The sequence below is a fragment of the Luteolibacter sp. genome, assembly GCF_039920825.1.
Classification (GTDB): domain Bacteria; phylum Verrucomicrobiota; class Verrucomicrobiia; order Verrucomicrobiales; family Akkermansiaceae; genus Luteolibacter.
This window is the reverse complement of sequence record NZ_JBDSCX010000045.1, coordinates 1-23,855: the sequence shown is the minus strand read 5'-3', so window position 1 is coordinate 23,855 and position 23,855 is coordinate 1. Positions and strand designations below refer to the sequence as shown.

The 23,855-nt window shown below is 58.7% G+C and carries 27 protein-coding genes; 11 read left to right on the top strand and 16 right to left on the bottom strand.

From position 1 onward, the window contains the following. Positions 1–216 (top strand): helix-turn-helix transcriptional regulator (locus ABIQ96_RS14845; protein WP_348215392.1); only part of this gene is annotated, 216 nt, incomplete at its 5' end. A gap of 82 nt (positions 217–298) precedes the next feature. Here the strand turns inward: ABIQ96_RS14845 and rplI are convergent. Continuing rightward, entirely contained in the window at positions 299–769 is a 471-nt protein-coding gene (gene rplI, locus ABIQ96_RS14840; RefSeq protein WP_348215391.1) for a 50S ribosomal protein L9, read from the bottom strand. Positions 770–950: 181 nt separating this feature from the next. Here rplI and ABIQ96_RS14835 point away from each other — a divergent pair, with 181 nt between their 5' ends. Further along, on the top strand, positions 951–1,670 hold the full coding sequence (locus ABIQ96_RS14835) for an alpha/beta fold hydrolase (RefSeq protein ID WP_348215390.1): 720 nt from the start codon (positions 951–953) through the stop codon (positions 1,668–1,670). Here ABIQ96_RS14835 and ABIQ96_RS14830 read toward each other — a convergent pair. The 9 genes from ABIQ96_RS14830 to ABIQ96_RS14790 form a co-directional block, all read right to left on the bottom strand. Then, positions 1,667–2,554 carry a hypothetical protein gene (locus ABIQ96_RS14830; protein WP_348215389.1) on the bottom strand — a complete coding sequence of 296 codons (888 nt, stop codon included), beginning with the start codon at positions 2,552–2,554 and terminating at the stop codon, positions 1,667–1,669. The two genes, ABIQ96_RS14835 and ABIQ96_RS14830, sit on opposite strands and share 4 nt — an antisense overlap. A gap of 82 nt (positions 2,555–2,636) precedes the next feature. Continuing rightward, a complete protein-coding gene (locus tag ABIQ96_RS14825) occupies positions 2,637–5,183 on the bottom strand; it encodes an ATP-dependent Clp protease ATP-binding subunit (protein ID WP_348215388.1) in 2,547 nt (848 codons plus the stop codon). Continuing rightward, the gene (locus tag ABIQ96_RS14820; protein WP_348215387.1) at positions 5,180–6,307 is read right to left on the bottom strand and encodes a protein arginine kinase; all 1,128 of its coding nucleotides are present in this window, start codon (positions 6,305–6,307) and stop codon (positions 5,180–5,182) included. The genes ABIQ96_RS14825 and ABIQ96_RS14820 overlap by 4 nt, the downstream gene beginning before the upstream one ends. 37 nt (positions 6,308–6,344) lie before the next feature. After that, on the bottom strand, positions 6,345–6,869 hold the full coding sequence (locus tag ABIQ96_RS14815) for a UvrB/UvrC motif-containing protein (protein ID WP_348215386.1): 525 nt from the start codon (positions 6,867–6,869) through the stop codon (positions 6,345–6,347). Between the two features lie 18 nt (positions 6,870–6,887). After that, positions 6,888–7,757 carry a branched-chain-amino-acid transaminase gene (gene ilvE, locus ABIQ96_RS14810; protein WP_348215385.1) on the bottom strand — a complete coding sequence of 290 codons (870 nt, stop codon included), beginning with the start codon at positions 7,755–7,757 and terminating at the stop codon, positions 6,888–6,890. Positions 7,758–7,838: 81 nt separating this feature from the next. Then, positions 7,839–8,300 (bottom strand): CYTH domain-containing protein, encoded by a 462-nt coding sequence (locus ABIQ96_RS14805; RefSeq protein ID WP_348215384.1) that lies wholly within the window; start codon positions 8,298–8,300, stop codon positions 7,839–7,841. A 332-nt stretch (positions 8,301–8,632) separates the two neighbouring features. Next, positions 8,633–9,154, bottom strand: a complete 522-nt coding sequence (locus tag ABIQ96_RS14800) for a hypothetical protein (RefSeq protein ID WP_348215383.1) — start codon at positions 9,152–9,154, stop codon at positions 8,633–8,635. 22 nt (positions 9,155–9,176) lie between these two features. Then, a complete protein-coding gene (locus ABIQ96_RS14795; RefSeq protein WP_348215382.1) occupies positions 9,177–9,779 on the bottom strand; it encodes a hypothetical protein in 603 nt (200 codons plus the stop codon). 16 nt (positions 9,780–9,795) lie between these two features. Beyond that, the gene (locus tag ABIQ96_RS14790; protein WP_348215381.1) at positions 9,796–10,353 is read right to left on the bottom strand and encodes a hypothetical protein; all 558 of its coding nucleotides are present in this window, start codon (positions 10,351–10,353) and stop codon (positions 9,796–9,798) included. A gap of 36 nt (positions 10,354–10,389) precedes the next feature. On the opposite strand from ABIQ96_RS14790, the gene ABIQ96_RS14785 reads away from it, so the two are divergent. Then, positions 10,390–10,920, top strand: a complete 531-nt coding sequence (locus ABIQ96_RS14785; RefSeq protein ID WP_348215380.1) for a 5-formyltetrahydrofolate cyclo-ligase — start codon at positions 10,390–10,392, stop codon at positions 10,918–10,920. 99 nt (positions 10,921–11,019) lie between these two features. Here ABIQ96_RS14785 and ABIQ96_RS14780 read toward each other — a convergent pair whose 3' ends face one another. The 4 genes from ABIQ96_RS14780 to ABIQ96_RS14765 form a co-directional block, all read right to left on the bottom strand. Further along, positions 11,020–11,406 carry an ApaG domain gene (locus ABIQ96_RS14780; protein WP_348215379.1) on the bottom strand — a complete coding sequence of 129 codons (387 nt, stop codon included), beginning with the start codon at positions 11,404–11,406 and terminating at the stop codon, positions 11,020–11,022. A 75-nt stretch (positions 11,407–11,481) separates the two neighbouring features. After that, a complete protein-coding gene (locus ABIQ96_RS14775) occupies positions 11,482–11,790 on the bottom strand; it encodes a hypothetical protein (RefSeq protein WP_348215378.1) in 309 nt (102 codons plus the stop codon). Beyond that, positions 11,787–12,464: a hypothetical protein gene (locus tag ABIQ96_RS14770; RefSeq protein ID WP_348215377.1), complete on the bottom strand. Its 678-nt coding sequence runs from the start codon at positions 12,462–12,464 to the stop codon at positions 11,787–11,789. Before ABIQ96_RS14770 ends, ABIQ96_RS14775 begins: the two co-directional genes overlap by 4 nt. After that, on the bottom strand, positions 12,461–12,865 hold the full coding sequence (locus ABIQ96_RS14765; RefSeq protein ID WP_348215376.1) for a hypothetical protein: 405 nt from the start codon (positions 12,863–12,865) through the stop codon (positions 12,461–12,463). Before ABIQ96_RS14765 ends, ABIQ96_RS14770 begins: the two co-directional genes overlap by 4 nt. Before the next feature lie 984 nt (positions 12,866–13,849). On the opposite strand from ABIQ96_RS14765, the gene thiD reads away from it, so the two are divergent. The 3 genes from thiD to ABIQ96_RS14750 all read left to right on the top strand — a co-directional run bounded on the left by thiD (position 13,850) and on the right by ABIQ96_RS14750 (position 17,464). Further along, positions 13,850–14,656, top strand: coding sequence for a bifunctional hydroxymethylpyrimidine kinase/phosphomethylpyrimidine kinase (gene thiD / locus ABIQ96_RS14760; RefSeq protein WP_348215375.1), 807 nt, complete (start codon positions 13,850–13,852; stop codon positions 14,654–14,656). A 122-nt stretch (positions 14,657–14,778) separates the two neighbouring features. Next, the gene (locus ABIQ96_RS14755; protein ID WP_348215374.1) at positions 14,779–15,714 is read left to right on the top strand and encodes a polysaccharide deacetylase family protein; all 936 of its coding nucleotides are present in this window, start codon (positions 14,779–14,781) and stop codon (positions 15,712–15,714) included. Between the two features lie 22 nt (positions 15,715–15,736). After that, on the top strand, positions 15,737–17,464 hold the full coding sequence (locus ABIQ96_RS14750) for a dynamin family protein (RefSeq protein ID WP_348215373.1): 1,728 nt from the start codon (positions 15,737–15,739) through the stop codon (positions 17,462–17,464). Positions 17,465–17,575: 111 nt separating this feature from the next. On the opposite strand, the gene ABIQ96_RS14745 is transcribed toward ABIQ96_RS14750, so the two are convergent. Beyond that, positions 17,576–18,109, bottom strand: a complete 534-nt coding sequence (locus ABIQ96_RS14745) for a hypothetical protein (RefSeq protein ID WP_348215372.1) — start codon at positions 18,107–18,109, stop codon at positions 17,576–17,578. A 137-nt stretch (positions 18,110–18,246) separates the two neighbouring features. Here ABIQ96_RS14745 and ABIQ96_RS14740 point away from each other — a divergent pair, with 137 nt between their 5' ends. The 5 genes from ABIQ96_RS14740 to lipB all read left to right on the top strand — a co-directional run bounded on the left by ABIQ96_RS14740 (position 18,247) and on the right by lipB (position 22,740). Next, a complete protein-coding gene (locus ABIQ96_RS14740; RefSeq protein WP_348215371.1) occupies positions 18,247–19,170 on the top strand; it encodes a CDP-archaeol synthase in 924 nt (307 codons plus the stop codon). Then, the gene (dxr, locus tag ABIQ96_RS14735; RefSeq protein WP_348215370.1) at positions 19,146–20,336 is read left to right on the top strand and encodes a 1-deoxy-D-xylulose-5-phosphate reductoisomerase; all 1,191 of its coding nucleotides are present in this window, start codon (positions 19,146–19,148) and stop codon (positions 20,334–20,336) included. The genes ABIQ96_RS14740 and dxr overlap by 25 nt, the downstream gene beginning before the upstream one ends. A gap of 60 nt (positions 20,337–20,396) precedes the next feature. Further along, positions 20,397–21,500, top strand: coding sequence for a redoxin domain-containing protein (locus ABIQ96_RS14730; protein WP_348215369.1), 1,104 nt, complete (start codon positions 20,397–20,399; stop codon positions 21,498–21,500). Positions 21,501–21,534: 34 nt separating this feature from the next. Next, the gene (gene ruvC / locus ABIQ96_RS14725) at positions 21,535–22,038 is read left to right on the top strand and encodes a crossover junction endodeoxyribonuclease RuvC (protein ID WP_348215368.1); all 504 of its coding nucleotides are present in this window, start codon (positions 21,535–21,537) and stop codon (positions 22,036–22,038) included. Between the two features lie 78 nt (positions 22,039–22,116). Then, positions 22,117–22,740: a lipoyl(octanoyl) transferase LipB gene (gene lipB / locus ABIQ96_RS14720; protein WP_348215367.1), complete on the top strand. Its 624-nt coding sequence runs from the start codon at positions 22,117–22,119 to the stop codon at positions 22,738–22,740. A gap of 82 nt (positions 22,741–22,822) precedes the next feature. On the opposite strand, the gene ABIQ96_RS14715 is transcribed toward lipB, so the two are convergent. Beyond that, entirely contained in the window at positions 22,823–23,647 is an 825-nt protein-coding gene (locus ABIQ96_RS14715) for a hypothetical protein (RefSeq protein ID WP_348215366.1), read from the bottom strand. Between the last annotated feature and the right edge of the window lie 208 nt (positions 23,648–23,855).

Here is a 23,855-nt window from a genome sequence, read left to right as displayed (position 1 = left end):
CGCTACGGTCCCGTCGAGCACATCGATCCCCTCACTCACCGTGAGGAAGATGTGCTGCGCTTCCTCGTTCGCGGCTTGATCAAAAAGGAAATCGCCGACGAACTCTCGATTTCCCAACACACCGTGGACATGCACCTGCGTTCGGTTTATCGGAAGCTGCAGGTCCGCTCGCAGACCGAGGCCGTTTCCAAGGCCCTCCGCCAAGGGCTCGTCTAACATTCTCATTGGAGTTCGCGCGCCAAAACAAAAACCCCCGGTCCGTCTAGCGGCCCGGGGGTTTTTCGTGAGTGGCGTTGGATCAGCCTTCCTTCTCTTCAGCGCCAGCGTCCACCGAGATGATCAGCGTGGCGATCACGTCCGGATGGAGGCGGATCTGGACTTCGGTCTTGCCGGACTTCTTCACCGGCTTGTCGAGCTCGATGGTGTGGCGGTCGATGACGATGCCGGCGGCTTCGAGTTCCTTATGGATGTCGATGTTGGTCACCGAGCCGAATGCCTTGCCACCTTGGCCGGTGGAAAGCACAAACTTCGGCTTGAGCTTGGCAATCTTGACGGCGATTTCCTGAAGTCCGACGAGTTCTTCCGCTTCGCGTGCAGCGCGACTGGTCTTGAGGGCTTCGACGTGGCGGAGATTCGATTTGCTTGCTTCGAACGCCTTGCCTTGAGGAATCAGAAAGTTCCGAGCGTATCCGGCGCGGACTTTAACGACATCAGCTTCGGCACCTAGGCCTTCGATTTTTTCTTTGAGAATAACTTGTGCGTTGGCCATGGGAATCAGAGGTAAAAGTTCGTTTGGGGGCGGCGATTTAGGCCTCCAGCCAAACTGAGTCAAGAAGAATGAACCCTTATTCCAAGCCGGACCCGGAAATTCTCTATAAGTGAAGAATTTACCCGATCTCCCGATGGGTCCACGGTTGCGAGAATCCGAATGATCGCCCAAAGTGACCGGCATGCAGGTACTCTCACAATGGCGAGACAAGGCGGAAATGCTCACACCGCCGTTTCCGTGGGACCGCCCGCAATGGAACGACCGTGACGGACCGCCTGTGGTCCTGCTTCACGGCCTCTGGCGCGGTTGGCGGGCCATGCAACCCCTTGCACGGGCTTTGGCGGGCGAGGGATTTTCGACCTTGAATCTCCCCTACCCGTCCAGCCGGATGCCCATCGCCACCTTGGCGGACCGCATCCGATCCCAAGTCGAAAAAATCGCGGGAGATCAGCCGATCCATTTCATTACCCATTCTCTAGGCGGAATTCTCGTGAGAGCCCTCTTGGCGGAAGGCGTGCCGTGGGAGACCGGAAAAATCATCATGCTCGCCCCGCCGAACCGCGGCAGCGAGATTGTGGACTGGTCGAAACGGCACCCGCTGCTTCACACCGTTCTCGGCCCCGCAGGCCGTGCGCTTGGCAGCGACGGCATCCCGGGTTCACTTCCCCCGTTGCCTGCTGGAACCGAAGCCGCCGTAATCATGGGCAACCGCTCGTCCGTGCCGGTTTTCAAAAATCTGCTAGGACTGGAGAATGACGGCATCGTCACCACGGCGAAGGGCCGTATCGACGGGCTGGCTGGCTTTTCCGTGATCAACGCCGACCACACCTTCATCCAGATGCACCCGGAAACCATCCGGCTGAGTTTGCATTTCCTAAAGACCGGCGAGTGGGTCGGTTAGTTCTGAATCTCGCTGATCGACTTCTTCTGGAACTGCTCGTCCCTGAGTTTTCTCAGGTATTCGAGATACTTCTGTTGGGCGAGCGCGTCGGGGTTGTTCGCGGCGGGAGAATCCTGGCCATATTTTTTCCACGGGCCGTAGGGAACCTGCCCGGACTCGACGAAACGCCAGTGCACCTTCTGCCCTGAGTGCATGCCGAGATAATCCCGGATGGCCGGGGAAAGGTCGATGCCGGCGGCACCGTTCTGCGTGGTTTTCGGTGGCTTTGTTCCGAACACGAATTCCCAGTCGTCGGTGGTCCACGGGCCGCAATCCTCCCACTGGGCGTAGCAACTGCGGCTGCCGTTGTAGATCTGCACCCAGCGGCCTTTGCAAACGGTCTGGCCCGGTTCCGGCTTCATACGCGCAAACCATGGGATGACCCGCGATGCTTCGGGCTTGTGGGCGCTCGAACCGATCACATCGTTGTAGGGCAGCGCGATATAGAACGGATTCAGCTTGGGAACGAATGACTTGGGCCGGAATTCACCGGTGGTGTGGTTCGCGATCCGGTTGGCCGGTTCCGGATCGTCGAAACCTCCGAAATTGGCCGACCAATTCTGATCCCAGGACGATTTATTGTTAGGAGTCGGGTTGCGGTCCGTGGGGGTTTCCCCGATCCAGAAAATGGTGCAGGTGACGAAAGTTTTCCAAGGATAGAGAATTCTCGAAGGTGCCGCGGCAGGTGCTTGAACGGGAGCCACCGGACGTCTGCCGGTGGGCACCACCACTTTGGGAGCTACGGTTTTCGAGGTTGCCACCTGTGCATTAACCTGAGGCACCGCGACGATACAGATCGCCAGGAGCAGACTCAACCAATGGGTTTTCAGGGGGAATCGATGCATGGATTCAAAAAGCGGCGAAGACCGTAGATGAACGATCTTCGCCGCAGATTTGACCGAAATTGCCTGTCAGGCAAGGCAAAGCTCAAACGCCAGCGCCGCTGACTTCCTCTTGGGATTCGGGACGGGTTGAGACGAAATCGAGTTCCTCGGCTTCGGACTTCTTCACCACGTTGACCGAGTCCTTGGGCTTCACATCGCCGCGCAGCAGAGCCTCGGCGAGAGGGTCTTCGAGGAAACGCTCGACCGCACGCCGCATCGGACGGGCACCGTAGGCCGGATCGAAGCCTTTCGTGGCGAGGAGATCGCGGGCCTCGTCGGTGAGGGTGAGGTGGATGTCTTTTTCCTTGAGGCGCTTGACGAGTTTGGCGACTTCGAGATCGACGATCTGGTTGAGGTCGGTTTTTTCCAACATGTGGAAAACGACGAGGCCGTCGAGCCGGTTGAGGAACTCGGGTTTGAAATAGCGCTTCGACTCTTCGAGAATCTTGTCCTTCATGCCATCATGATCGGCTTCGTCTTCCGCCATGGCACCGAAACCGAGCGAGGTCTGGCGCTTGATGGTGGAGGCCCCGACGTTCGAGGTCATGATGATGATGGTGTTGCGGAAATCGATCTTGCGACCGAGGGAATCCGTCACGGTACCTTCTTCCAGGATCTGGAGCAGCAGGTTCATGACATCGGGGTGAGCCTTCTCGACTTCGTCGAAGAGCACGACCGAATACGGACGACGACGGACGGCTTCGGAAAGCTGGCCGCCTTCCTCATAACCGACATAGCCCGGAGGCGAGCCGATCAATCGGCTGGCGGTGAATTTCTCCATGTATTCCGACATGTCGATCTGGATCAACGAATCCGCATCGCCGAACATGAACTCCGCTAGATTCCGGGCGAGGTAGGTTTTGCCAACGCCGGTGGGGCCGAGGAAAAGGAACGAACCGATCGGGCGGCGCGGGTCCTTGAGGTCCGCACGCGAGCGGCGAAGGGCCTTGGAAATGGCGATGACGGCTTCGTTCTGGCCGATCACACGGCCTTTGAGCTCGTCTTCCATTTTCAAAAGCTTCTCCGCTTCCTTCTCTTCCATGCGGCGGAGTGGAACTCCGGTCCATTTGGAAACGACCGCCATGATGTCGTCATCGGTAACGGTGACGATGGTTTCCTCCGACGAAGCACGCCAGTTTTTCAGCGTTTCCTCGAGGTTCTTCTTGGCGTGTTTTTCGTCGTCACGCAGAGAAGCGGCCTTTTCGAAATTCTGCTCGGCAATCGCGGAAACCTTGTCGCGGTTGATCTGTTCGATCGCGGCTTCGAGCTCCTTGATCGAAGGCGGACGCGTCATCGTGCCGATGCGCGCGCGCGCGCCGGCCTCGTCCAGAACGTCGATGGCCTTGTCTGGCAGGAAGCGGGCGGTTAGATAACGTGATGTCAGTTTGACAGCAGCCTCGATGGCTTCCGGAGTGAACTTCGCCTTGTGGTGCGATTCGTATTTTTCCTGAAGGCCTTGGAGGATCTTGATCGCGTCATCGACGGATGGCTCATCGACCTTGACCTGTTGAAAACGGCGCTCCAGCGCGGAGTCCTTCTCGATGTATTTGCGATACTCGTTGAGCGTGGTGGCACCGACGCACTGCAGCTCGGCGCGGCTGAGGGCGGGCTTGATGATGTTGGAGGCATCCATCGCGCCTTCGGCGGAACCGGCACCCACGATGGTGTGCAGCTCATCGATGAAAAGGATCACGTTCTTCACTTTGCGGATCTCGTCCATGACCGCCTTGATGCGCTCTTCGAACTGGCCACGGTATTTCGTGCCGGCGACCATCAGTGCGAGATCAAGGGTGATGACTTTCTTGTCGCGGAGGATTTCAGGAACATTGCCGGTGGCGATTTCCTGCGCGAGTCCTTCGACGATGGCGGTCTTGCCGACACCGGCCTCACCGATAAGCACCGGATTATTCTTCGTCCGGCGGCAGAGGATCTGGATGACGCGCTCGATCTCGCTTTCGCGGCCGATCACGGGATCAAGTCCGCCTTCACGCGCGACTTTCGTTAGATCACGGCCGAATGCCTTGAGCGCCGGAGTTTTCGATTTGCCTTCGCTCTCGGCGCTGGGAGCCTGCGATTGGGATTCATCCTCGAAAGGGCCATCGCCTTCTTCGAGTTCCTCGTCGTCGTCATCGTCATCCTGATCGTCAGGCGAGAAGTTCGGATCGATTTCCGCTAGAATTTCGTTGCGGGTGCGCTGGATGTCCACGTCGAGGCGCTTTAGCACGCGGGCGGCGACGCCTTCACCTTCGCGGAGCAGTCCTAGCAGAAGATGCTCTGTGCCGACATAGGAATGGTTGAGCGCCTTCGCTTCCTTGTTGGCGAGGGCGAGAACCTTCTTCACCCGCGGGGTGTAGGGAATGTTTCCGGCGGCTTTTTGCGGCGGCCCGGAGCCGACCTCCTTTTCGACCTCCATGCGGACCGCTTCGAGCTCAAGGCCCATGCGTTCGAGCACGTTGACGGCGACGCCTTGGCCGAGTTTGATCAGACCGAGCAACAAGTGCTCGGTGCCGACATAGGAGTGGTTGAATCGATCCGCTTCTTTACGAGCGAGAGCGAGGACTTGTTGAGCGCGTGGGGTGAAGTTGTTCATGCGTCGCCTGGATTGGAGGGTTCGGTGAAATTCTTTTCGTCGTTTGTTGAGATACGATTATCAGGTGATTCGAGGGATTGCAAACGGGACCGGACGATTTCCGCACGAATCGAGTCGCGCTCTTCCGGAGAAAGCTTGCGGCCCGAGTGTAGCTGGAGGTGTGCCGGTTGGATATCCATCAGCAAACTGTCGCACAGCATGACGGTTTCCGGGGAGAAAAACCCAAGTGTTCCACCGAGCCGCAGCAGCGACAGGTGGTTCAGCGCTTCCTTCGAATCGATGATATGGGCGTGGCGGAGCACCCCGTAGGCGCGGCCGATCTTGTCGGAAACCATCTCCGGATCGTCTTCCAGCAGCTTCTCGCGGGCATTTTGCTCGTGATTCGAAACTTGCGAAATCACCCGTTCCAAGCGTCGGATGATCGTTTCCTCGCTTTCACCCAAGGTCGATTGATTGGAAATTTGATAGAGATTGCCGAGCGACTCGGTGCCTTCGCCATAAAGCCCACGCACCGCGAGGCCGATCTTGTTCACCGCCTGCAGCACCTGACCGATCTGATCGCTCAGCACGAGGCCGGGCAAATGCAACATCGCCGAAGCGCGCAGGCCGGTTCCGAGATTCGTCGGGCAGGTCGTGAGGTAGCCGAGCGTCGGATCAAATGCGAATTCGAGAGCCTCCTCCAACTCCGTATCCAAAGCGGAAAGCGCGTTAAACGCCGCCGTGAGCTGAAGTCCCGGCCGGATCGCCTGCATCCGGAGGTGGTCCTCCTCATTCAACATCAGACTGAACGTCTGACGCCGCTCGATCACCGCTGCCGAACCATCTCCCCGCGCCGCATGCTCGCGGGAAATCAAATGCCGTTCCACCAGCACCTGCTTCTGCACCGAAGTGAGATCGCCCAGTTCGTGGGAAAACGCATCCTTCATCGCCGGCAGCGATTCCACCGCCGGCCGCATGAGATCCAATGCCGCTGCCCGCTGATCCCGCTTTGCCCAACCGGGAAACGGGTGACGCCGGAGATTCCGCGCCAGGCGAATCCGCGAGGTCAACACGGCACCATGCTCCCCCTGCCCGCCGGTCATCCAATCGGCGGGGTGCTTGATGAGAGTGGTGAAACGCATCATGGCGATGTCTGGTGTTGGATAGGGTTCGGGAAAAAAATCATTGTCTCACTTCGTCGAGGTTGCGGATTTCATCGCGAATCCCCGCGGCTTCTTCATAGCTTTCCGAGGCGATCGCCTGATCAAGACGCGACCGAAGTTCCTCGATCCGCTGGTGGCGATATTGCAAGGCCATTAAGCCTTCCGGCACCTTGCCGATGTGCGTGGTGCCCTTGTGCATCCCGCGAACCATCTGGGTGACTTCCTCGCCGAAGGTCGCATAGCAGTCACTGCAACCAAACCTCCGGACTCGGCGCAAATCATCCAACGTGAATCCGCAAGTCGGGCATTTCCGGCCATTTCCAACAGGCACCGGCGACGCCGAACTGGCCGTGACCGTCGTGGTTGTCCCCGGCCCGCCCGGCAGGCCGCCGAGCAGCAGATCCGCGAGCGAAAACCCCGTGGGATCCGTGACTCCGCGTTCTTTCGCGCAGTTGTCGCAAAGGCATACCTTTTTCATCTGCCCCTCGACGAGTTGCGTCAGGAACACGGTGGCCTTTTTGTCGCAGAAATCACACTTCATCATCGTGATCAATTATCTCACTCAAGCATAGGGAGTGCCAGTGCTCGTTGCGAGTTCGTGGAACGCTTCGAGAAAACGGGCGGTGAACGGGCCGGGCTTGCCGGTCCCGATGATGCGGCGGTCGAGAGCAACCACGGGAATCACTTCCGCCGCTGTGCCGGTGAGGAAACATTCGTCAGCCGTGAATATATCATACCGTGTCAATGAGCACTCCTTCACGGGCACGCCCAGCTTCTCCGCGAGCTCGATGATCACCGCGCGGGTGATGCCGTCGAGCGCGCCATCGGAAATCAGCGGCGTCAACAGCACGCCCTTTTTCAGCAGGAACAAATTGTCGCCCGTGCACTCGGCCACGTAGCCCTGTTCGTTCAGCATCACCGCTTCGAGCGCGTTCGCCTGGATCGCCTCGACCTTCGCCATGATGTTGTTCAGGTAGTTCAGCGACTTCACCTGCGGCATCAGCGCGCCCGGTGCCGGGCGGCGTGTCGCGCACGTGATGATCGCAAGGCCGTCGCGGTAAGTCTCGTCCGGGTAAAGCTTGATCGTCGAGGCGATGATAAACATCGACGGCTTCGGGCAAAGATAAGGGTTCAATCCCAGTTCACCGGCACCGCGGGTCACCACCAGCCGGATGTAGCCGTCCTTCAGGCCGTTTGCCGCTACCGTCTCGCAGGTAAATTTGCAGACTTCATCCTGCGTCCACGGCAAATTCAGAATGATCGCCTTGGCGGAATCGAACAACCGGTGGATGTGCTCCTCCAAACGGAAAATGCGACCGTTATAAATACGGATGCCTTCAAAAACACCGTCCCCGTAGAGAAGGCCGTGGTCAAAGACCGACACCTTCGCTTCAGATTCGTCCACCAATTTACCATCGAGCCAGATTTTCATGTGAGATTCTTCGCCAAGGGTAAGGAGATCACCGACTCTGGCAAGCGGGAGATTCAACATTATCCCGCCGCCCCGGACCAGCTACCAATTCGCGTAAGGAGTCACTGCCAGACGCGAGTTGAAATACCGTGGATCCGCCGAAACCTCTGCTCCCACCCACGGCGGCAGCTCGGGGGAAATCGACTCGTCCTCTAGCTCCACCTCCGCCACCACCAGGCCATCGTTCTCGCCGTGGAAAACATCCACCTCCCACACATGCCCCGCGTGAAAAACCTCATGCCGCGTCTTGTCGATCACCGACGGCAAACACAGCCCCAACAACTCCCCCCCCTCGTCCACCGGAATTTCGTATTCAAACTCCTGCCGCGAAATTCCCACGCTGCGCCCCTTGATCGTGACCCACGCCTTCTCCCCTCCGATCCGGATCCGCACCGTCCGCTCCCCATCCCGCGCAAGATATCCCTGCGAGATCCGCACCCCCGGCGAGCCGTCGCGCCACGAATCGTTAGCGACGAGAAATTTGCGTTCGATTTCTAGGGGCATGGCAACTACTGCTTTGTTATAAGTTGTGATTCATGACGACCCCCGTTCTCATCGATTCTCAGGCACCACTGTGATCCACGGCAAGCAAGCGACTGGGGAGATCTTTCAACCACGCCGGTCGCAATAAGATCATCCCTTTTATCCGACTCATTCCAATCTTCGTCGTATGCGGTAACGATCATTCCTTCTTCGAGAAAAATTAAATCCCCGGCTTCAGTTCTGCATGAATCAGTATGCGACAAACAAAGGATGTCGCCGAAATAGCCGTTAAAGTCAGCCAGAAGTCGGGGATTCTGCAAATCATAGTGAGCCATTTTGAAGAGATTCTTTTGTTAGTTCGACTGAAGTGGCTTTGCCGAGAGAACGCTATTCTGTCGCAATGAGATCTGCCGAAAATGGGACTCGCCCGGCTTCGCCACCTTCTTCTCTTCTCCGGAATGAACCCAGTAGACTTCACCTTCAAAGCGAGCGCGACAAAGTACTTCACGATCCCGTCCCCGTCCTTCCAACGTGATCCGGCCGTCCCCCATCTCGTAGGTCCCGTCCTCGGTTTGATCATCCCCCCGAACGTCCGTGTATCGAGTATCACGAAAGCGCTTGTCGTCGAAAAACTCGATTTTCCGCCCTGCGTGTGAGAATCCTCCATGATTGTCGAATTCCATGACCATAATGCTGCCTTTTCTCCCAGTCGAAAGCGCCGCACAACCAGCGATCAGGATGGAAAATGCTGGGATAAAGATGCGCTTCATCTTTCCAGCAGAGCGTTTCAATACACATCCCCTTCCGATCCCCGGCGAACCGTCGCACCACGAATCGTTAGCGACGAGAAATTTGCGTTCGATTTCTAGAGGCATAAAAAATTGGGCTTCTGACAGGTTATATATTAGGATCACCTTCTTCTGCCTGTTCGATTTTCAGATGATCCCTGGCGAAGGCGATTGCTGCGTACTTACTATAGAGATACTCGTCACAGTGGGCGAAAACATCTTCATTGTGGATTTCCGGGTCGATTCCTCCGAAGCCTGAAAGTGGCCCCCATACGAATTCAATCTCCTTGTAATCTTGTGTTACTGTTAGCCTCCACGAGCCAAAATCCGCATTCGTGATTTCACTCTCGAATGTGGCTTGAGGGAACACCGAAGAAAGGAGGTCCTTCAGGTCGCTGGCTGTAATCAAAGGGATACGTGGCCTCAACGCTTCGGCACCTCCCCAAGATTCACCACCCCAGAGCCAAGCACGATCCACATGTAGAATTTCAGGATCACCAAATGGGGATTCCGGCTCTCTTCCCACCGAAGCATGGAGGACATTCTGTGTTCTTACCTGCGCCACCACGTATCCTTCATCGATACCAGAAGCATCAAGCACTCTGATCTCTCGCTTGATATCTTTTGCAATGAATCGGCAAAGCTCTGCGCCGATTTGATAGATCTTCCGTCGACGGCTCAGTTGAAATCGTTTAACGATGGGGCCGATCATTTTTGAAAGAACAGTTTCAAGGCTTCTCCGCATCCGTCACCGCCGACCAGTCCAACACCCCATGGTCCAGCCGCTGCACCTCGCTTGCATAAACCGCATCCTCGTTTTTCGGATCCAGTTCCGCGGCGAGTTGGATGAAATAACGGGCCAGTTTCTGGTTCTCCTCGCCGCCTTGTTTTTCCAGGAGCTGCCCGCGTGTTAGAATCAGCCGGGCGAATACCTGCGGGCTGTAGTTACCCTCGACCGGTTCCGGCAGCACGCCCTTCGCCAGTTGGAAATTCAGCACCACCGCCCGCTTGTTGCGCGGCGAGAGTTGGAGCGCCAGCGCCAGCATCCGGCGGGCGTCCGCCAGCGATGCGGGCGATGCCTTCGCCTTCGCCACCGCGTTCCCGGCGATGCCGGCCAGGTTCGTCGCATATTCATCCCGCTCCGAATCCAGCATCCCGAGGTCCTCATTGAAAATACTCTGCACCACTTTCGGCCCGGACCAGGCGAACGACTTGCCGTTTTCCTCCGCTCCGAGAATCGAAGTCGCCGCGCAAAATACCGCCGCTGCTTGCCAAATTCGCATCATCAGGACTAAGGATGGGAGAAGACCGATTGTTGGCAAGTGGCAATTCCCGAATCAACTCCCCAAAAATCCCAGCTCCGCGTCACCATGCGGCAGATCCTGCGCGACCACGAAACCGACTCAGCCCCCGTCTGCGAGGCCCTGCACCGCTGGCTCGCCGCCCGCCCCGCGCTGCGCACCATCGCCGTCTATTCCCCGCTCCCCGGCGAGGTCGATCCGTCCGCCGCCATCGCCCGCCACCCGGAACTGCGCTGGGTCTATCCGAAAGTCGCCGGCCACCGTCTCACCTTCCATACCGGCGAAAACCTAACCGCCGGATCCTTCGGCATCCTCGAGCCCCACCCCGACACGCCCGAAGTCCCGCTGCGCGAAATCGACGCATTCCTCTGCCCCGGCCTCGCCTTCGATCAAGACGGCGGCCGCCTCGGCCGCGGCCGCGGTTTCTACGACCGGCTGTTAGCCAACGCCCGGCCGGACGCGCTCAAGATCGGCATTTGTTTCCCGCAACAGTTGGTAGAAGACACCTTCTCCGAGCCTCACGACATCCGGATGGATGCGGTGATTTTTTGAAGAAGTTGAGAGTCGGTGGTTGAGTGTTGAGAGCAAGAGAAGAGAAAGATCTTCGTCTTTTCCAACTCTCAACACTCAACTCCAAACTCTCAACTCCCCTCACGCCCAATTAGGAATCTCCAGCCGGAACTCCGGGATCCTCGCGAACACCCAGTCGCCTGTCCCCGTCTCTCCGAAAAACGCGCCGGAGACCTTCGCGCCGCGCGACACCACGTGATAGCTGTTATAGGAGAAATGGCCGCCCGGCTCGATGATCGGCGTCTGGCCGACGATCCCGTCGCCCTCCACCACCGAGATTTCCCCCTCGTCCTCGTGCACCACCCACTTGCGGCCGCGCACCGTCACCGGCACCGGCGAGTCGTTGTGGATCGAAATGAAATACACGAACGGATGCGGCTTCTCCGGCGGCGCGTCGAGGCTGGGCATGTAGATCACATCGTCCACTTTTACCCTGAGTCCTTCGAATTCGCGAATCTCGCCTGCCATCTCGCAATCTTTCCGTGCCGTGTAAGACCTGCCAAGCACGAATCAGGCTCGGAGTAGCAATTGATTCGAAGAGTTTCAGCCGCAAAAAGGCGCAAGAAAACGCAAAAATGGAGATGATGCGGGTTTGGAATATCGGATCCCGGATTTATCGGCAATCCGCGCGCCCCAAACGGTCAGAAGAAGATCAAACCAAAAAAGTCGGCGAGGAGGGAAATCAGCTCGAGGCAAATCACCGGCATCGGCCTGCGCCCGACGGAGGGGATGATCCCGGCGACCGACAGAAGCGGCGGGCGCGGCCATCATCGCCAAAGCCCCCCTCCGCCGAAAAAGTGCCGCGCCGATAAGCGCAATGCAGGCAAGCGCATGCATGAGGGAAAAGTTCATGAGCCAGAAGTGACCCGCGGCGCGGCGGTGCGGCGTTTTCCAGACGGCGGCAGTTTCATGCAGGCGGCGGTGATGTGGTAGAAGCCGTAGGCGACGGCGATGGGAATGAGCAGGCCTAGCAGGTCCCAGGGTTCCTCGTGAAGGTATTTCTCCCCTTCCATGAGAGGAGCGTATTCGCGGATCACCTCGCTGAGGACGAGGAAGAGCTGCCATGCGACTAGCAACAGCGCCCCACGCCCCAGCAGATCGGACAGACGCGGTTTGCCGTGGCCCGACATTTCCAACAGCTTCCCCACCAGCCACACGTAGGTCGGGATGACGATCAGGGTGCCTACGAGCAAATAGAGAGGCATGGCGACTTTGTCCGGAAGCAGGCGGGGAAAAACGGCGGTGAGGGTCGTCGAGATCTTCAAGGCACCTAACACGGCAGCGAGGCCGACGATTCCTTTCACCGCCTCTTCGGACATTTCCCGATAGAGACCAATTCCGAAAAAGATGCCGAGCGCTCCGGGAAGAATAAGCAGGGGCACGACGGCGAGGATGAAAACAGACACCTCACGATCTCCGACCAGGAAGTACCGGATCGGCGCCGCCGCGCCCCAAATCCAGGCGATGCTCAGCAGGATGAGGACGATCGCCGCGATCTTGCGGAGGATGGCGGTGTGGGATTTCATATTGGGAGGACACCCAAAGCAAAGGACAGGCTGAAGGTGGCGGGCAGGAGCGCAAGCGCCCCGAGACAAGCCATCACCAACGACCTGCGCCCGACGGAGGGGACGATCCCGATGACGGGAACAAATGGCAGGGCCGCGGCGGAAAAATAAACCCAAGCGTATGGACCATGAACTCGGTAGCTCATGATGGCGATGGCTCCGGAAGATTTCGCGGTGAAGTATTCCATCAGAAGCGGTTTGAACCACGACCCGAGCAGAAGGATGGCGGCAAGTCCTACTCCGACGATGTAGGGAAACAGGAAACGATGGGCGCGGGACTTGTTTTCAGAACGCACCCGCCACGCAAGGGATGCGACGACGAGAGCGAAACAGGCGAGCGCATGAAGAAGGGGGAATATCACGGAACGTAGGTGAACCCGGAGTGTGACAGGGCGGCAAGCAGATTTCGCCAAAATGGATTCCACATGATCGCGAGCCTTAGACGCTCGATCAACGTCGGAGCCATTCGGGACAACAAAAATTGTCAATACAGCCATGCACACGAATAACTCGATGGGGAGTTCATAGCGGAACTTCACAAGCTCGCCGGGACATCGCGGCTCTATCCGACACTTCATGGATACCCACTCGGAATTGGCGAGGCGATTCTTCCCCTGGTCACGGCAAGTCAATCTTTACCAGCAGCTATCCACTTAACGCAAAGTCCCCTGCCCCGTTACAATATTAACACGACACGATTCACACCTCGGCTGCAATTTGGCGAAGAGGGGTGTCTTGCAATAGGGGCAAGACTCGCCACTCAATGGCGTTACCGCCCGGGTTGACTCCACATACCTGCCGTAATTCTGCTTCTTGATCAGATAGAAAAGGAGTGCTGCCATGATCGCCCCGAACAATATGATGCAGGCACCGGTATTCCACTCATTCCCCGTTGTCATGCCGATCATGGTTCCCACGCCCACCAACACCACCCCGCAGACCATTCCGGCAATCAGGACGAAAGGGCGGTTGGGCCTTTTCGCATCGGTTGTATTCCTGCATTTAGCGCAAAACCATCTGACATCCGTCCCAATCGGAAGCAACGGGATCCAAAAAACATGCACTACCAGGATCGATCTGTAGCCCTCCGAAAACTGGCTGGAATCACAAACGGTACAGTAGGTATTGCGGCAAGCCACCCGCTTCCTGCCGAAACGATATACGCCTAAATGGATCATTTTTTTGAGCGAGTGGACTGATGAACGCGAGCGGCGGGAGAATGAATCAGAAGCACAGGTCTTGATCCCATTCCTTTACTCATGGGGAAGAGAAATGGACAATAAGGTTCCCGCTCCCGATGGGAAGTCGGGAGTTGCCGAGGACGCTGGAGGCGCTATGACAGCGGCATGACGAATGGGATTCCGGTAGCGCTGACGATCGCGGGTTCGGATTGTTCGGCGGGTGCCGGGATCCAGGCGGATTTGAAGACGTTCCAGCATTTCGGGGTGCATGGACTGACGGCGGTGACGTGCGTGGTTTCTGAAACGGCGAATGTCGTTAGAGCGGTGCACGCGGTGCCGTTGGAGGTGGTGGCGGATCAGATCGCGCTGCTGTTGGAAAGCTTCCCGGTGGCGGCGGTGAAGACGGGGATGCTTTTTTCCGCAGCGCACGTAACGGCGGTGGCGGAGATTTTACGCAAGTTTCCGGAGATCCCGCTGGTGGTGGATCCGGTGATGATCGCTTCCACCGGTGCCTCCCTGCTTGAGCCGGCCGCCATCGATTGTTATCAAAACCTGCTTCTGCCGCTGGCCACCGTCATCACCCCGAACCTCCCTGAGGCCGAAGCCCTGCTCGGTGAACGCATCCTGGATGAAAACTCGCTCGAACCCGCCGCCCGCAAGCTTTCCGAAATGTTCGGCACCGCCATCCTCCTCAAAGGCGGCCACCTCGATGGTCCGGTGTGCATCGATCTGCTGATGGAATACGGAAATGTCCATCGCTTCACCGCCGCGCGTATTTCAGTCCCCGGCTCCCATGGCACCGGCTGCACGCTCTCCGCCGCCATCACCGCCAATCTCGCCCTCGGCCAATCCCTCCCGGACGCCACCGCCGCTGCGAAATCCTACCTCGGAGAAACCCTGCGCCGCTCTTATTCATTCCATGCCCTCGACGGCGAAGCCATTCACGCTCTCAACCAAGGCACGCGTTTCTGAAGAATCAAGAATAGGCCGTATGGGACCTATAAGACCTATTCTTCCGGCCGAAAACGAGACGTGACACGGGCCGCTGTTTCATTAAGTTCCCTGCAACTTTCCCGCTGCGCCCCCTATTTCCCATGGACAATCCTCTCAACGCCCTCGGCTACAAGCTCCTCAGCTCCTCACTCCAGGCGGATTCGCCCGAGCAGGAGAAATTCGGCACGCTCACCCGCCGCGGATTCCTTCTCGCCGCCGCCACGCTGACCAGTTGTGCCGCCGCAGAACCGCTGAAAACCAAGCCGCCGATCGCCGCGGGGGCAGCTCCGGTGAAAACTCCTTCAAATACGGCCTACCGCACGCCGTCGATCCAAGGCCCGGTGCCGCGGAATCCGGACATGTCGCTGAGTTCGGATTTCTCGAAAGGCTCGGGGATTTCATTTTCCCGGGTGATGGTCTCCGGCAACTACATCGCGATGACCTTCGACGACGGGCCGCACCCGCAGAATACGCCGCGGCTGCTGGACATGCTCCGCGCCCGCAATATCAAGGCGACCTTCTACGTCATCGGCCAGAGCGTGAATCTCTATCCGCAAATCGTCCGCCGCACCGTCGCGGAAGGCCATGAAATCGGCAACCACTCGAACACCCACCGCCTGCTCAGCAAACTCAGCGATGCGGAAATCAGCGCGGATCTCCGCCGCTGCCACGACGCCATCGGCAGCGCCGCCGGCATCCAGCCGCGCACGATGCGCCCGCCCTACGGCGGTCTTCTCCAACGCCAGCGCGAAATGGTGCACGCCGAGTTCGGCTATCCGATCATTCTCTGGTCAGTCGATCCCTTCGACTGGAAGCGCCCCGGTGCCAACGTGATCACCTCGCGGATTCTAGCAGGCGCGTCCGCGGGCGGCATCGTCCTGTCCCACGACCTCCACGGCCAGACGGTGGACGCGATGCCGGCGACGCTCGACGGACTGCTCAGCCGGGGCTTCAAGTTTGTCACGGTTTCCCAACTGCTGGCCATGAAGACCGAGCCGGCCCCCGCCCAAGCCGCGGTCGCCCCTTCGAATTCCTGAGTCCCCTTTTTCGCTAACAGCCGTGAGTTACGCCATGTTCGGTGAACGCTACTTCGCGACCCGAGAACGGCTGGCGGAAGTGATGCGTGGTATCGTCGGGCTCGCGGCGGAAACCTCCACCGAACTCGGTGACAAGCTGCCGCTGGCGGAAATCGAAAAGGGCCTGGGCCCGCCATTTCTTTTCGTCGTCAGCGGCGAGGTGAACGCAGGAAAATCCTCGCTCATCAACGGCCTCTTCGGCCGCGACCTTTGCCGGACCAACATCCTGCCGGAAACCGACCGGGTGCTGTGGTATCAGTTCGGCGGCGTGTCGCGCGATGTCGAGATCACCCCGATGTTGGAAGAGCGGCATCGGCCTATCGGATTTCTCCGCGACTTCAACCTGATCGACACGCCGGGCACCAATTCCATCGTCCAGGGCCATCAGGAAATCACCGCCAAGTTCCTGCCGTCCGCCGATCTGATCCTTTTCGTTTTCCCGGTCACCAACCCGTGGGGGGCGGCGACGTGGAATTTCATCTCGGAACTAACACCCGAATGCCTGCAGCGGGTCGTCTTCATCATCCAACAGGCGGACCAGCGCGAGGCCATCGACATCAGCGTCATCCAGGGACACATGAGGGATTTGTCGATGAAACGCATCGGCTTCTCCCCGCCGGTGTTCGCGGTATCCGGCAAGATGGCATTCGAAGCGAAGCGATCGAATCCGTTCGCGGAAAAGCTGATGAAGGCCAGCGGTTATCCGGAGCTGGAAAGTTTCATTTCGAAAAAAGTCTGCGAATCCCCTGAACGCAAGGCCGCGCTCGAAGGCTGGCGCGCCCAAGCCGCGACCGCGCTGCGCACGGTGGAGGATCAAATCGAGCGGCAGACGCACACTCTCAACACGCAAGGCCGTTTCCTCGACACCATCGAGCGGGAAATCGACGACATCCGCGAACGCTTCGTGCAGCGGCTGCCGCGCCATCTAACTAATGTGGCCGAGGTGTTCGAATCCGAGGCCATCTGGGCTTCCAAAAAACTCCGCGGCAAGCTCGGCGTGGTTCCATCCATTTTGCGATTGTTCACCGGCGATCGCACCGGGCCGACGATGGAGTCCGTTTTTATCGAGCGCCTGCAATCCGCCGTCGAAGCCGTCGCCGAAACGGATGGCGTCGAGGTGGTCGAGGTTTGTCGCGAGCACTGGACGGAATTGTGCGACCGGGTGCAGGACTCGATGGGCGTCGATCTCGGGAGCTCCGATCCACTCGATCAAACGCTGGCGACGGCGAAAACCCGCTTCGTGCAACGGCTCGGCCGTGCGGCTCGGCAAGGCATCGGCAATCTCAAGGTCCGCAACCAACTCGACAAGGATCTGCGCCGCCGGAATCTCGCGCTGAAATCCTTCACTTTCATGACGCTGCTGCTCACCAGCGCCGGAGCCACCTGCGGAGCCCTCGGCGTGCCGTGGGCACCCGCCATCTTCTGCGGTCTCGCCGCGCTGTTTTTGGCAGGCGGATCTCTAACCGCCATCGTCACGCGCAAGTCCATCACTGCGGATTTCCAACGTCGCCTGCTGGATACCTGCGGCGGTTTCGCCAGCACCCTGCGTTCTGATTACGAGGAAGCGCTGCGCATCGTTTTCCAGGATTACGCCTCCTCGCTGGAGGCCGTTAGAACCCACCTCGCCCGCGAGAAACTGGCCGTGGAGCCCCGCCTGAAGCGCTGGCAGGAACTTTTCCTAACGCTCAAGGCCATCGAGCAGGATCTTTGAGATGATGGGAAGCGTGGACGAGACGTCCACGCCTTTCACGAAAAAACCGCGGACCGGTGAACCCGATCCGCGGCTGCTGAATTCAGAGAATCTCGTTAGATCCTGCCGGAATTACTCGCCGGGAGGTGCAGGTGGTGGAGTTTCTCCGCCTGGAGCACCGCCGCCCTTGCCACCACGCTTGCCGCCACCCGGGCCACCAGGTCCGCCCGGGCCACCACGTCCGCGTCCGCCCCACATTGGGACGTCCTCACCGGCATCCTTGGCGGTTTTGGCTTCTTCAGGATCGAGCTTGCCGTTCTTGTTGGCGTCGTATTTTTCGAGAAGCGCTTTCATCTTGGCTTCCTGGTCGGCGCGCATGGTCTTGCGCTCTTCGTCCGAAAGCTTGCCGTCGCCGTCCTTGTCATACTTCTTGAGATTTTCGGCCTGCTGCTTTTCCCGCATGGCCTTCATTTCCGCCTGCATCGCCTTGCGCTCGTCGTCCGAGAGTTTGCCGTCCTTGTCGGTGTCGAATTTCGCGAGCAGTTCCGGTGGCAGTTGGCGCTGCGGCGGTGGTCCTGCGGGAGGAGCCGGCGGAGTGTCCTGAGCGGAAGCGAAGGAACAGGCGCCGATCATGACACCCAGAGTAATCAGTTTTGTCGTATTCATCGTAGTTTTCGGTTGTGATTCGGAGGCCTGCATTCGGTCTCGTCTGCCCATCAAACCACGGTTGTGAAAAAAGGTTGCGCGGCTTCCGATGGAATGAGTTGCCACGCCCGCCGCCGCCGTCTTGGATTCCCCCGCCAATGGCAGACAACCCGCCGCCACCCGCCCAATCCAAAGCCCTCGTCTTCGCCCGGCGGAGTGCCAGCACGCTTTTCCTGTGGGGGCTCGTCACCGCGATTTTCGTCAGCCACCAGGCCTGGGCGATGCTCGCTCTGATCGGATTCCTAACGATGGTGGCAACGGTCGAGTATTTCAAAATGATGCGCGCGGCCGGCGTGAAATGCTTCTCATGCTGCGGCATCACGCTGGCGGCGATCTACAGCGGCATTCTGTATTGGCATTTCCAACAGGGCGGAAAATCCCTGCACAGGGACATCGACACTTTTTTCGTTTTTCTAGCGGCCGGCATCCCGTTCACCCTCCAGCTCCGCCAGCCCATCCGCGGGCTTGAAACCCTGCAAACGGTCGCGGTCAATCTGCTGGGTTTCGTTTACATCGCGCTTCTTTTCAATTTCTCAGCCCGCGTGACGTTCCTCGCACCGGGCGCGAATGCGGTACCCGGCATGGTCGGCAATTCCGGATCGTTCCTGCTGCTCTGGCTGTTAGCCGTGACGAAGTTCACCGACATGGGAGCTTATATCGTCGGTTCGATGATCGGCAGGCACAAGATGATCCCTCATGTTAGCCCGGGAAAAACCTGGGAAGGATTCGGCGGTGCCCTGCTTTTCTCACAACTCGCCGCCTGCGGACTTTACGCGCTGTTTCCCCAGCATCTCGGTTTTTTCAAAAGCTGGGGCCATGTGGTTTTCCTCGGCTTCCTACTCTCGATCCTGGCCGTCATCGGTGATCTGGCCGAGAGCGTGCTCAAGCGATCGATCAATGCGAAGGACTCGGGGCGGATGCTTCCCGGTATCGGCGGATCGCTCGATCTCATCGACAGCATCTGTTTCACCGCGCCGGCGCTGTATTTCTATCTGAAATGGGTTCTCCTTCCCGCCGCATGAATGCCGCTCCGCCCAAACGCCGCGTCGTCCTGCTGGGCTCCACCGGCTCCATCGGCTGCTCCACTCTCAAGGTAGCCCGCGAGCTGCCGAACGAGATTGAAATCATCGCCCTCGCCGCCTGTGGAAATGTCGCGAAGCTCGCGGAACAAGCGCGTGAAACCGGCGTTCGCCACGTCGCGCTTTACGATACCTCGAAAGAAAGCGAGCTCCGCGCCCTGCTCCCGACCGACGTGAAAATCCATCTCGGTGCCGAAGGCCTGCTGGAACTCGCCATCCTAACCGATGCGGATGTCGTCCTCGTCGCCATCGTCGGCACCGCCGGCCTGCATCCCGCGCTGGCCGCCATCGAGGCCGGTAAGGACCTCGCCATTGCCTCCAAGGAAATCCTGGTGATGGCCGGTGAAATCATCACCGCCGCCGCCGAAAAACGTGGAGTCAAACTCCTCCCGGTCGATAGCGAACACAACGCGATTTTCCAATGCCTCGACGGTCACCGTGGCGGCGGGGCCGAAATTTCCCGGCTCATTCTAACCGCATCCGGCGGGCCGTTCCGCACGCTTCCATCCGATCAGATCGCGAACGTCACCCTCGCCCAGGCACTGAAGCATCCGACGTGGGAAATGGGGCCGAAAGTCACCATCGATTCCGCCACGCTCTTCAACAAGGGCCTCGAGATGATCGAAGCCCGCTGGCTGTTTGGCATCGGCATGGACCGCATCGATGTGGTCGTCCATCCGCAGAGCATCGTCCACTCGATGGTCGAGTTCACCGATGGCTCGATCCTCGCCCAGCTCAGTCGGACGGACATGTGTTTTCCGATTCAATACGCGCTGACCTGGCCGAGGCGCGTCAAAGGACTTTTGCGCCCGCTGGATTTCCCGGCGCTGGCGAAATTGGAGTTCGAAGCGCCACGCACTGCCGATTTTCCAGCGGTCGATCTCGCCCGCCGCGCCGGCACGGTCGGAGGAACGCTGCCCGCGGTTTTCAACGCCGCCAACGAAGTCGCCGTCGATGCCTTCCGTGCGGAGAAAATTCCATTTCCCGGCATCTGGGAATGCGTCGCAGCGGTCATGGATGCCCACCTCGTCCAACCGTCAAGCACCCTCGAAGCCGTGGTTGCAGCCGACCGCTGGGCACGCGAGACTGCGGCAGCCCGGCTGGCGTGATCCCGCGCCGCCGCGCATTTCAGGTTTCCCATCCGCGTCCCGCTTACTACCTTCCGAACCATGAACCGCTTGAGCTGCCTCATCGCCTTGTTTTCCCTGCTGGCCTTCGCCCGCACCACCGCCGCCCCGGCCGACGCCCTGCGCATTCAGAAAAATTATCAGGCCTCCATGGACAAATGGGCCTTGGAAATGCGCATCGCCGCCACGCCTGAAGATCGTGCAAAAACCTGGAGCAGCCGCCCCGATGCCACGCCCTCCGCCAAGGAAATGTGGGCGGCCATCGGCAGCTCGCTCAATCAAGAGTGGACGCTTGAACCCGCCTCCTGGTTCCTCCGCATCACGCCAGGCCTGCTCGCCAAGGACGAGACCGGAACGCCCCAACCGATTTTCAGCAAGAACTGCGAAACGATCCGCAAGGCCATCGAGACCAGCCACCTCAAGAGTCCCAAACTTACTCCTGTCTGCTCCGCCCTTGCCGCCAGCCCGGATCCACGCTCGTTGGCGCTGTTGGAAAAAATCAAAGACACCAATCCGGATCAAAAAATCCAGGGCGTCGCCGCGCTCGGGGCCGCGATGCAGCTCAAGACGCTCGGCGACAACGCTGAAATCATGGCCAAACGCCTCACCTACCTGCGCAAGGCCATCATCCAGAGCGCCGACGTGGAATTCGACGGCTCCACGGTTGCCAAACTCGCCGAAGACGAGCTCTACATCATCCGCTTTCTCACCAAGGGCCGCGTCGCCCCGGATCTCGTCGGTGTCGATTGCGCGGGCAAGGCGATTTCCCTCTCCGCCAACCAAGGTAAGGTCATCGTCCTGCTCTTCTGGAACAGCAACGTCTCCGACGCCAAGCGGGTCGTCGAAGTCACCACCGCGCTGCAAAACAAGTTCAAGGGCAAACCCCTCGCCGTCATCGGAGTCAACAACGACACCTTGGAAAAACTCCGGGTGCTCCAAAGCGATGGCACCGTTCCATGGCCTAATTTCTCCGATCCGAAAAACGAACTCGCCCAGCAATACCGCGTCGGCACCTGGCCTCTTGTTTACGTTCTCGACGGCGAGCGCAAGATCCACTATTCCGGCGCTCCCGGTTCATTCGTTGAACTAACAGCCGAAGCGTTGCTGGCCGAAATCAAGCCCACGGCCCCGGCTATCGAGAAATAAGTCCCCTGGTTCTTGTGGAACCCATCTCCTGAAAATGCGAGTGCTCTCCATCGATCCGGCCGTTAGAAATACCGGCTACGCCGTGCTCGAAGGAGATCCTCGCAAGCCGGTCGTCCTCGCGTTCGACGTGATTTCCATCCCGAAAGCCATCCCGCAATCCGCCGCGCTCTCGGCCATCCGAACGCATCTGGTCAACATCATCCAGAAATTCCAGCCGGATGAAATCGCCGTCGAAGGCATCATTTACGTCCAGTCCCACCAGACCGCCATTTCCATGGGAGCCGCCCGGGCCGCAGCTCTCATCGCCGCCGCCGACCATGGAATCCGCGTCTATGAATATTCGCCCAAGAAGGTGAAAATGGCCGTCGTCGGCAATGGCAACGCCGACAAGAAGCAGGTCGCCTTCATGGTCCGTGCCTTGCTGGGACTCGCCGAAACCCCGCCGTCCGATGCCGCCGACGCCCTCGCGATCGGGATGGCCCACCTGCAGGCGTCCGATCCCCTCAAAGCCAAACTTCTCGAGCGCAGGCTCGTATGAAAAAAGTTGGGATTTGATGGTTGAGAGCCGGGAAAAAAATCGCAAACTCTCCATCTTTCCCCCAACCCTCAACCTCCCATGTTGGACATCATCCATCTCCCCGTTCCCATCGTTTACGAAGCCGGACTCCGGCTTCAGGAGGGTCATGTTCAGGCGATCCTCGACGGCACCGGCCCTGATACGATCCTTCTGCTGGAGCATCACCCGGTTTACACCATCGGCCGGCTGCGCGACCAGTCCTCCCTCCGCGATCCCCATTTGCTCCCCTACCCCGTCCACGAAATCAACCGCGGTGGCCAAGCCACTTACCACGGCCCCGGCCAACTCGTCGGCTATCCGATTCTCGATTTAACATCCCGCAGCAAGGATCTTCACGAACATCTTCGGAAACTCGAAGACGCACTCATCCGCGCCTGCGAAAAATTCGGCGTGAACGCCGGCCGCCGCGACGGACTCACCGGCGTCTGGGTGGAAAACCGCAAACTCGCCTCCATCGGTGTCGGTGTTAGAAAATGGATCAGCATGCACGGCTTCGCCATCAACATCACGAAAGAAAGCCTGCCGCCCTTCTTCGCGATCACGCCCTGCGGCATCGACGGAGTGAGCATGAGTTGTTTGGAAAACGAGGCGGGAAAGGAAATCACCGTAGCCGAGGCCTCCGCCGTGATCGCCGAAGAACTGCGCAGCCTCTTCGGGCACTAGCGCCATGGACTGCGGCAGCCTGCTGCCGCTTTGCCGTGACAGCCTGCTGTCCGGCTCTTCCGTCTGGAGGGCCGCGGCTCCGTCAGTCGTCAAAAGACGTCTGCTGAGGGGAACGGTGGTTCACGGCTGCGACTACCAGCCAGGCAATCAACTGGAAAAGCAAGAAACCCAGCGAGGCTCCAAGAGAAAGATTCAGAAGGACGTTCGGGGAAATTGGAGCATCGGCGATTTGGGGTTCTTCGTGGACAATGATATTTTTCTGCCGCTCTTTTTTATGAATGGTTTCCTCAAGCAGTTTTAACCGCAAATTTTCCAAGTCCATCTCTGCCCTAGACAGGTTTATTTGTGACTCGTCGTAGAATTCGGCCGGTCCTTGAGCACTAAAGCGCTTTACCGCCTTTCGATGTTCATCTGTTAAGTCCTCCTGATCGCGAATCACTCGTCTTAGAGCTAAATCCCTACGTTGTTCCTCTTCAACAATGGCAGCATCGCGGACGATCTGATATGCCAGCACCACTTCGGCCGCAATATTCCGTGCCTCCTCCTTGTCTGTATCGCGCACCCGGATGGAGATCAAATCTGTCCCATGGATATTCTGATTATACATCATCCCTTTCAAAATCCGTATCGCGGTATTTTTGTCCACCGCCCAGCGGTTCGCGAGTCCAAGACGATCAACCACTTTCCCGAGGGTTTTGCTGCTCCTGAGCATTTCAAAATCGCTTCCGAAAATTAGGGGAGTCATGGCCGTAGATCCGGAAGCAGATCGCGATTGATCCACCTCGATGACCGCCTCGCTTTCGTATTTCGTCGGCATGACGTAGGTCACGACGCAGGCCATGAGAAAGCCGATGATCGGACCGACAACCGAAGCTCCAAGCAAAGTCCAACCGGTGCGTTTTTGCATGAGTAGTTGCTAGAGTTTTGGTGGGTTCGTATCAATTCATTTCCCGGCGTTCCGGGTGAGGGCCCGTGAGACTTCGTTGCTTAGAGGCTGTCTTAAAAACATCTGATTCCCAACTTTTAATCTGTACTAATCCGGTCATGTATTGGAGAAGCTTGCCATGCCAAGTTATCCTAGCAGCCTGACCGACGCCGAATGGGAAATCCTCCAA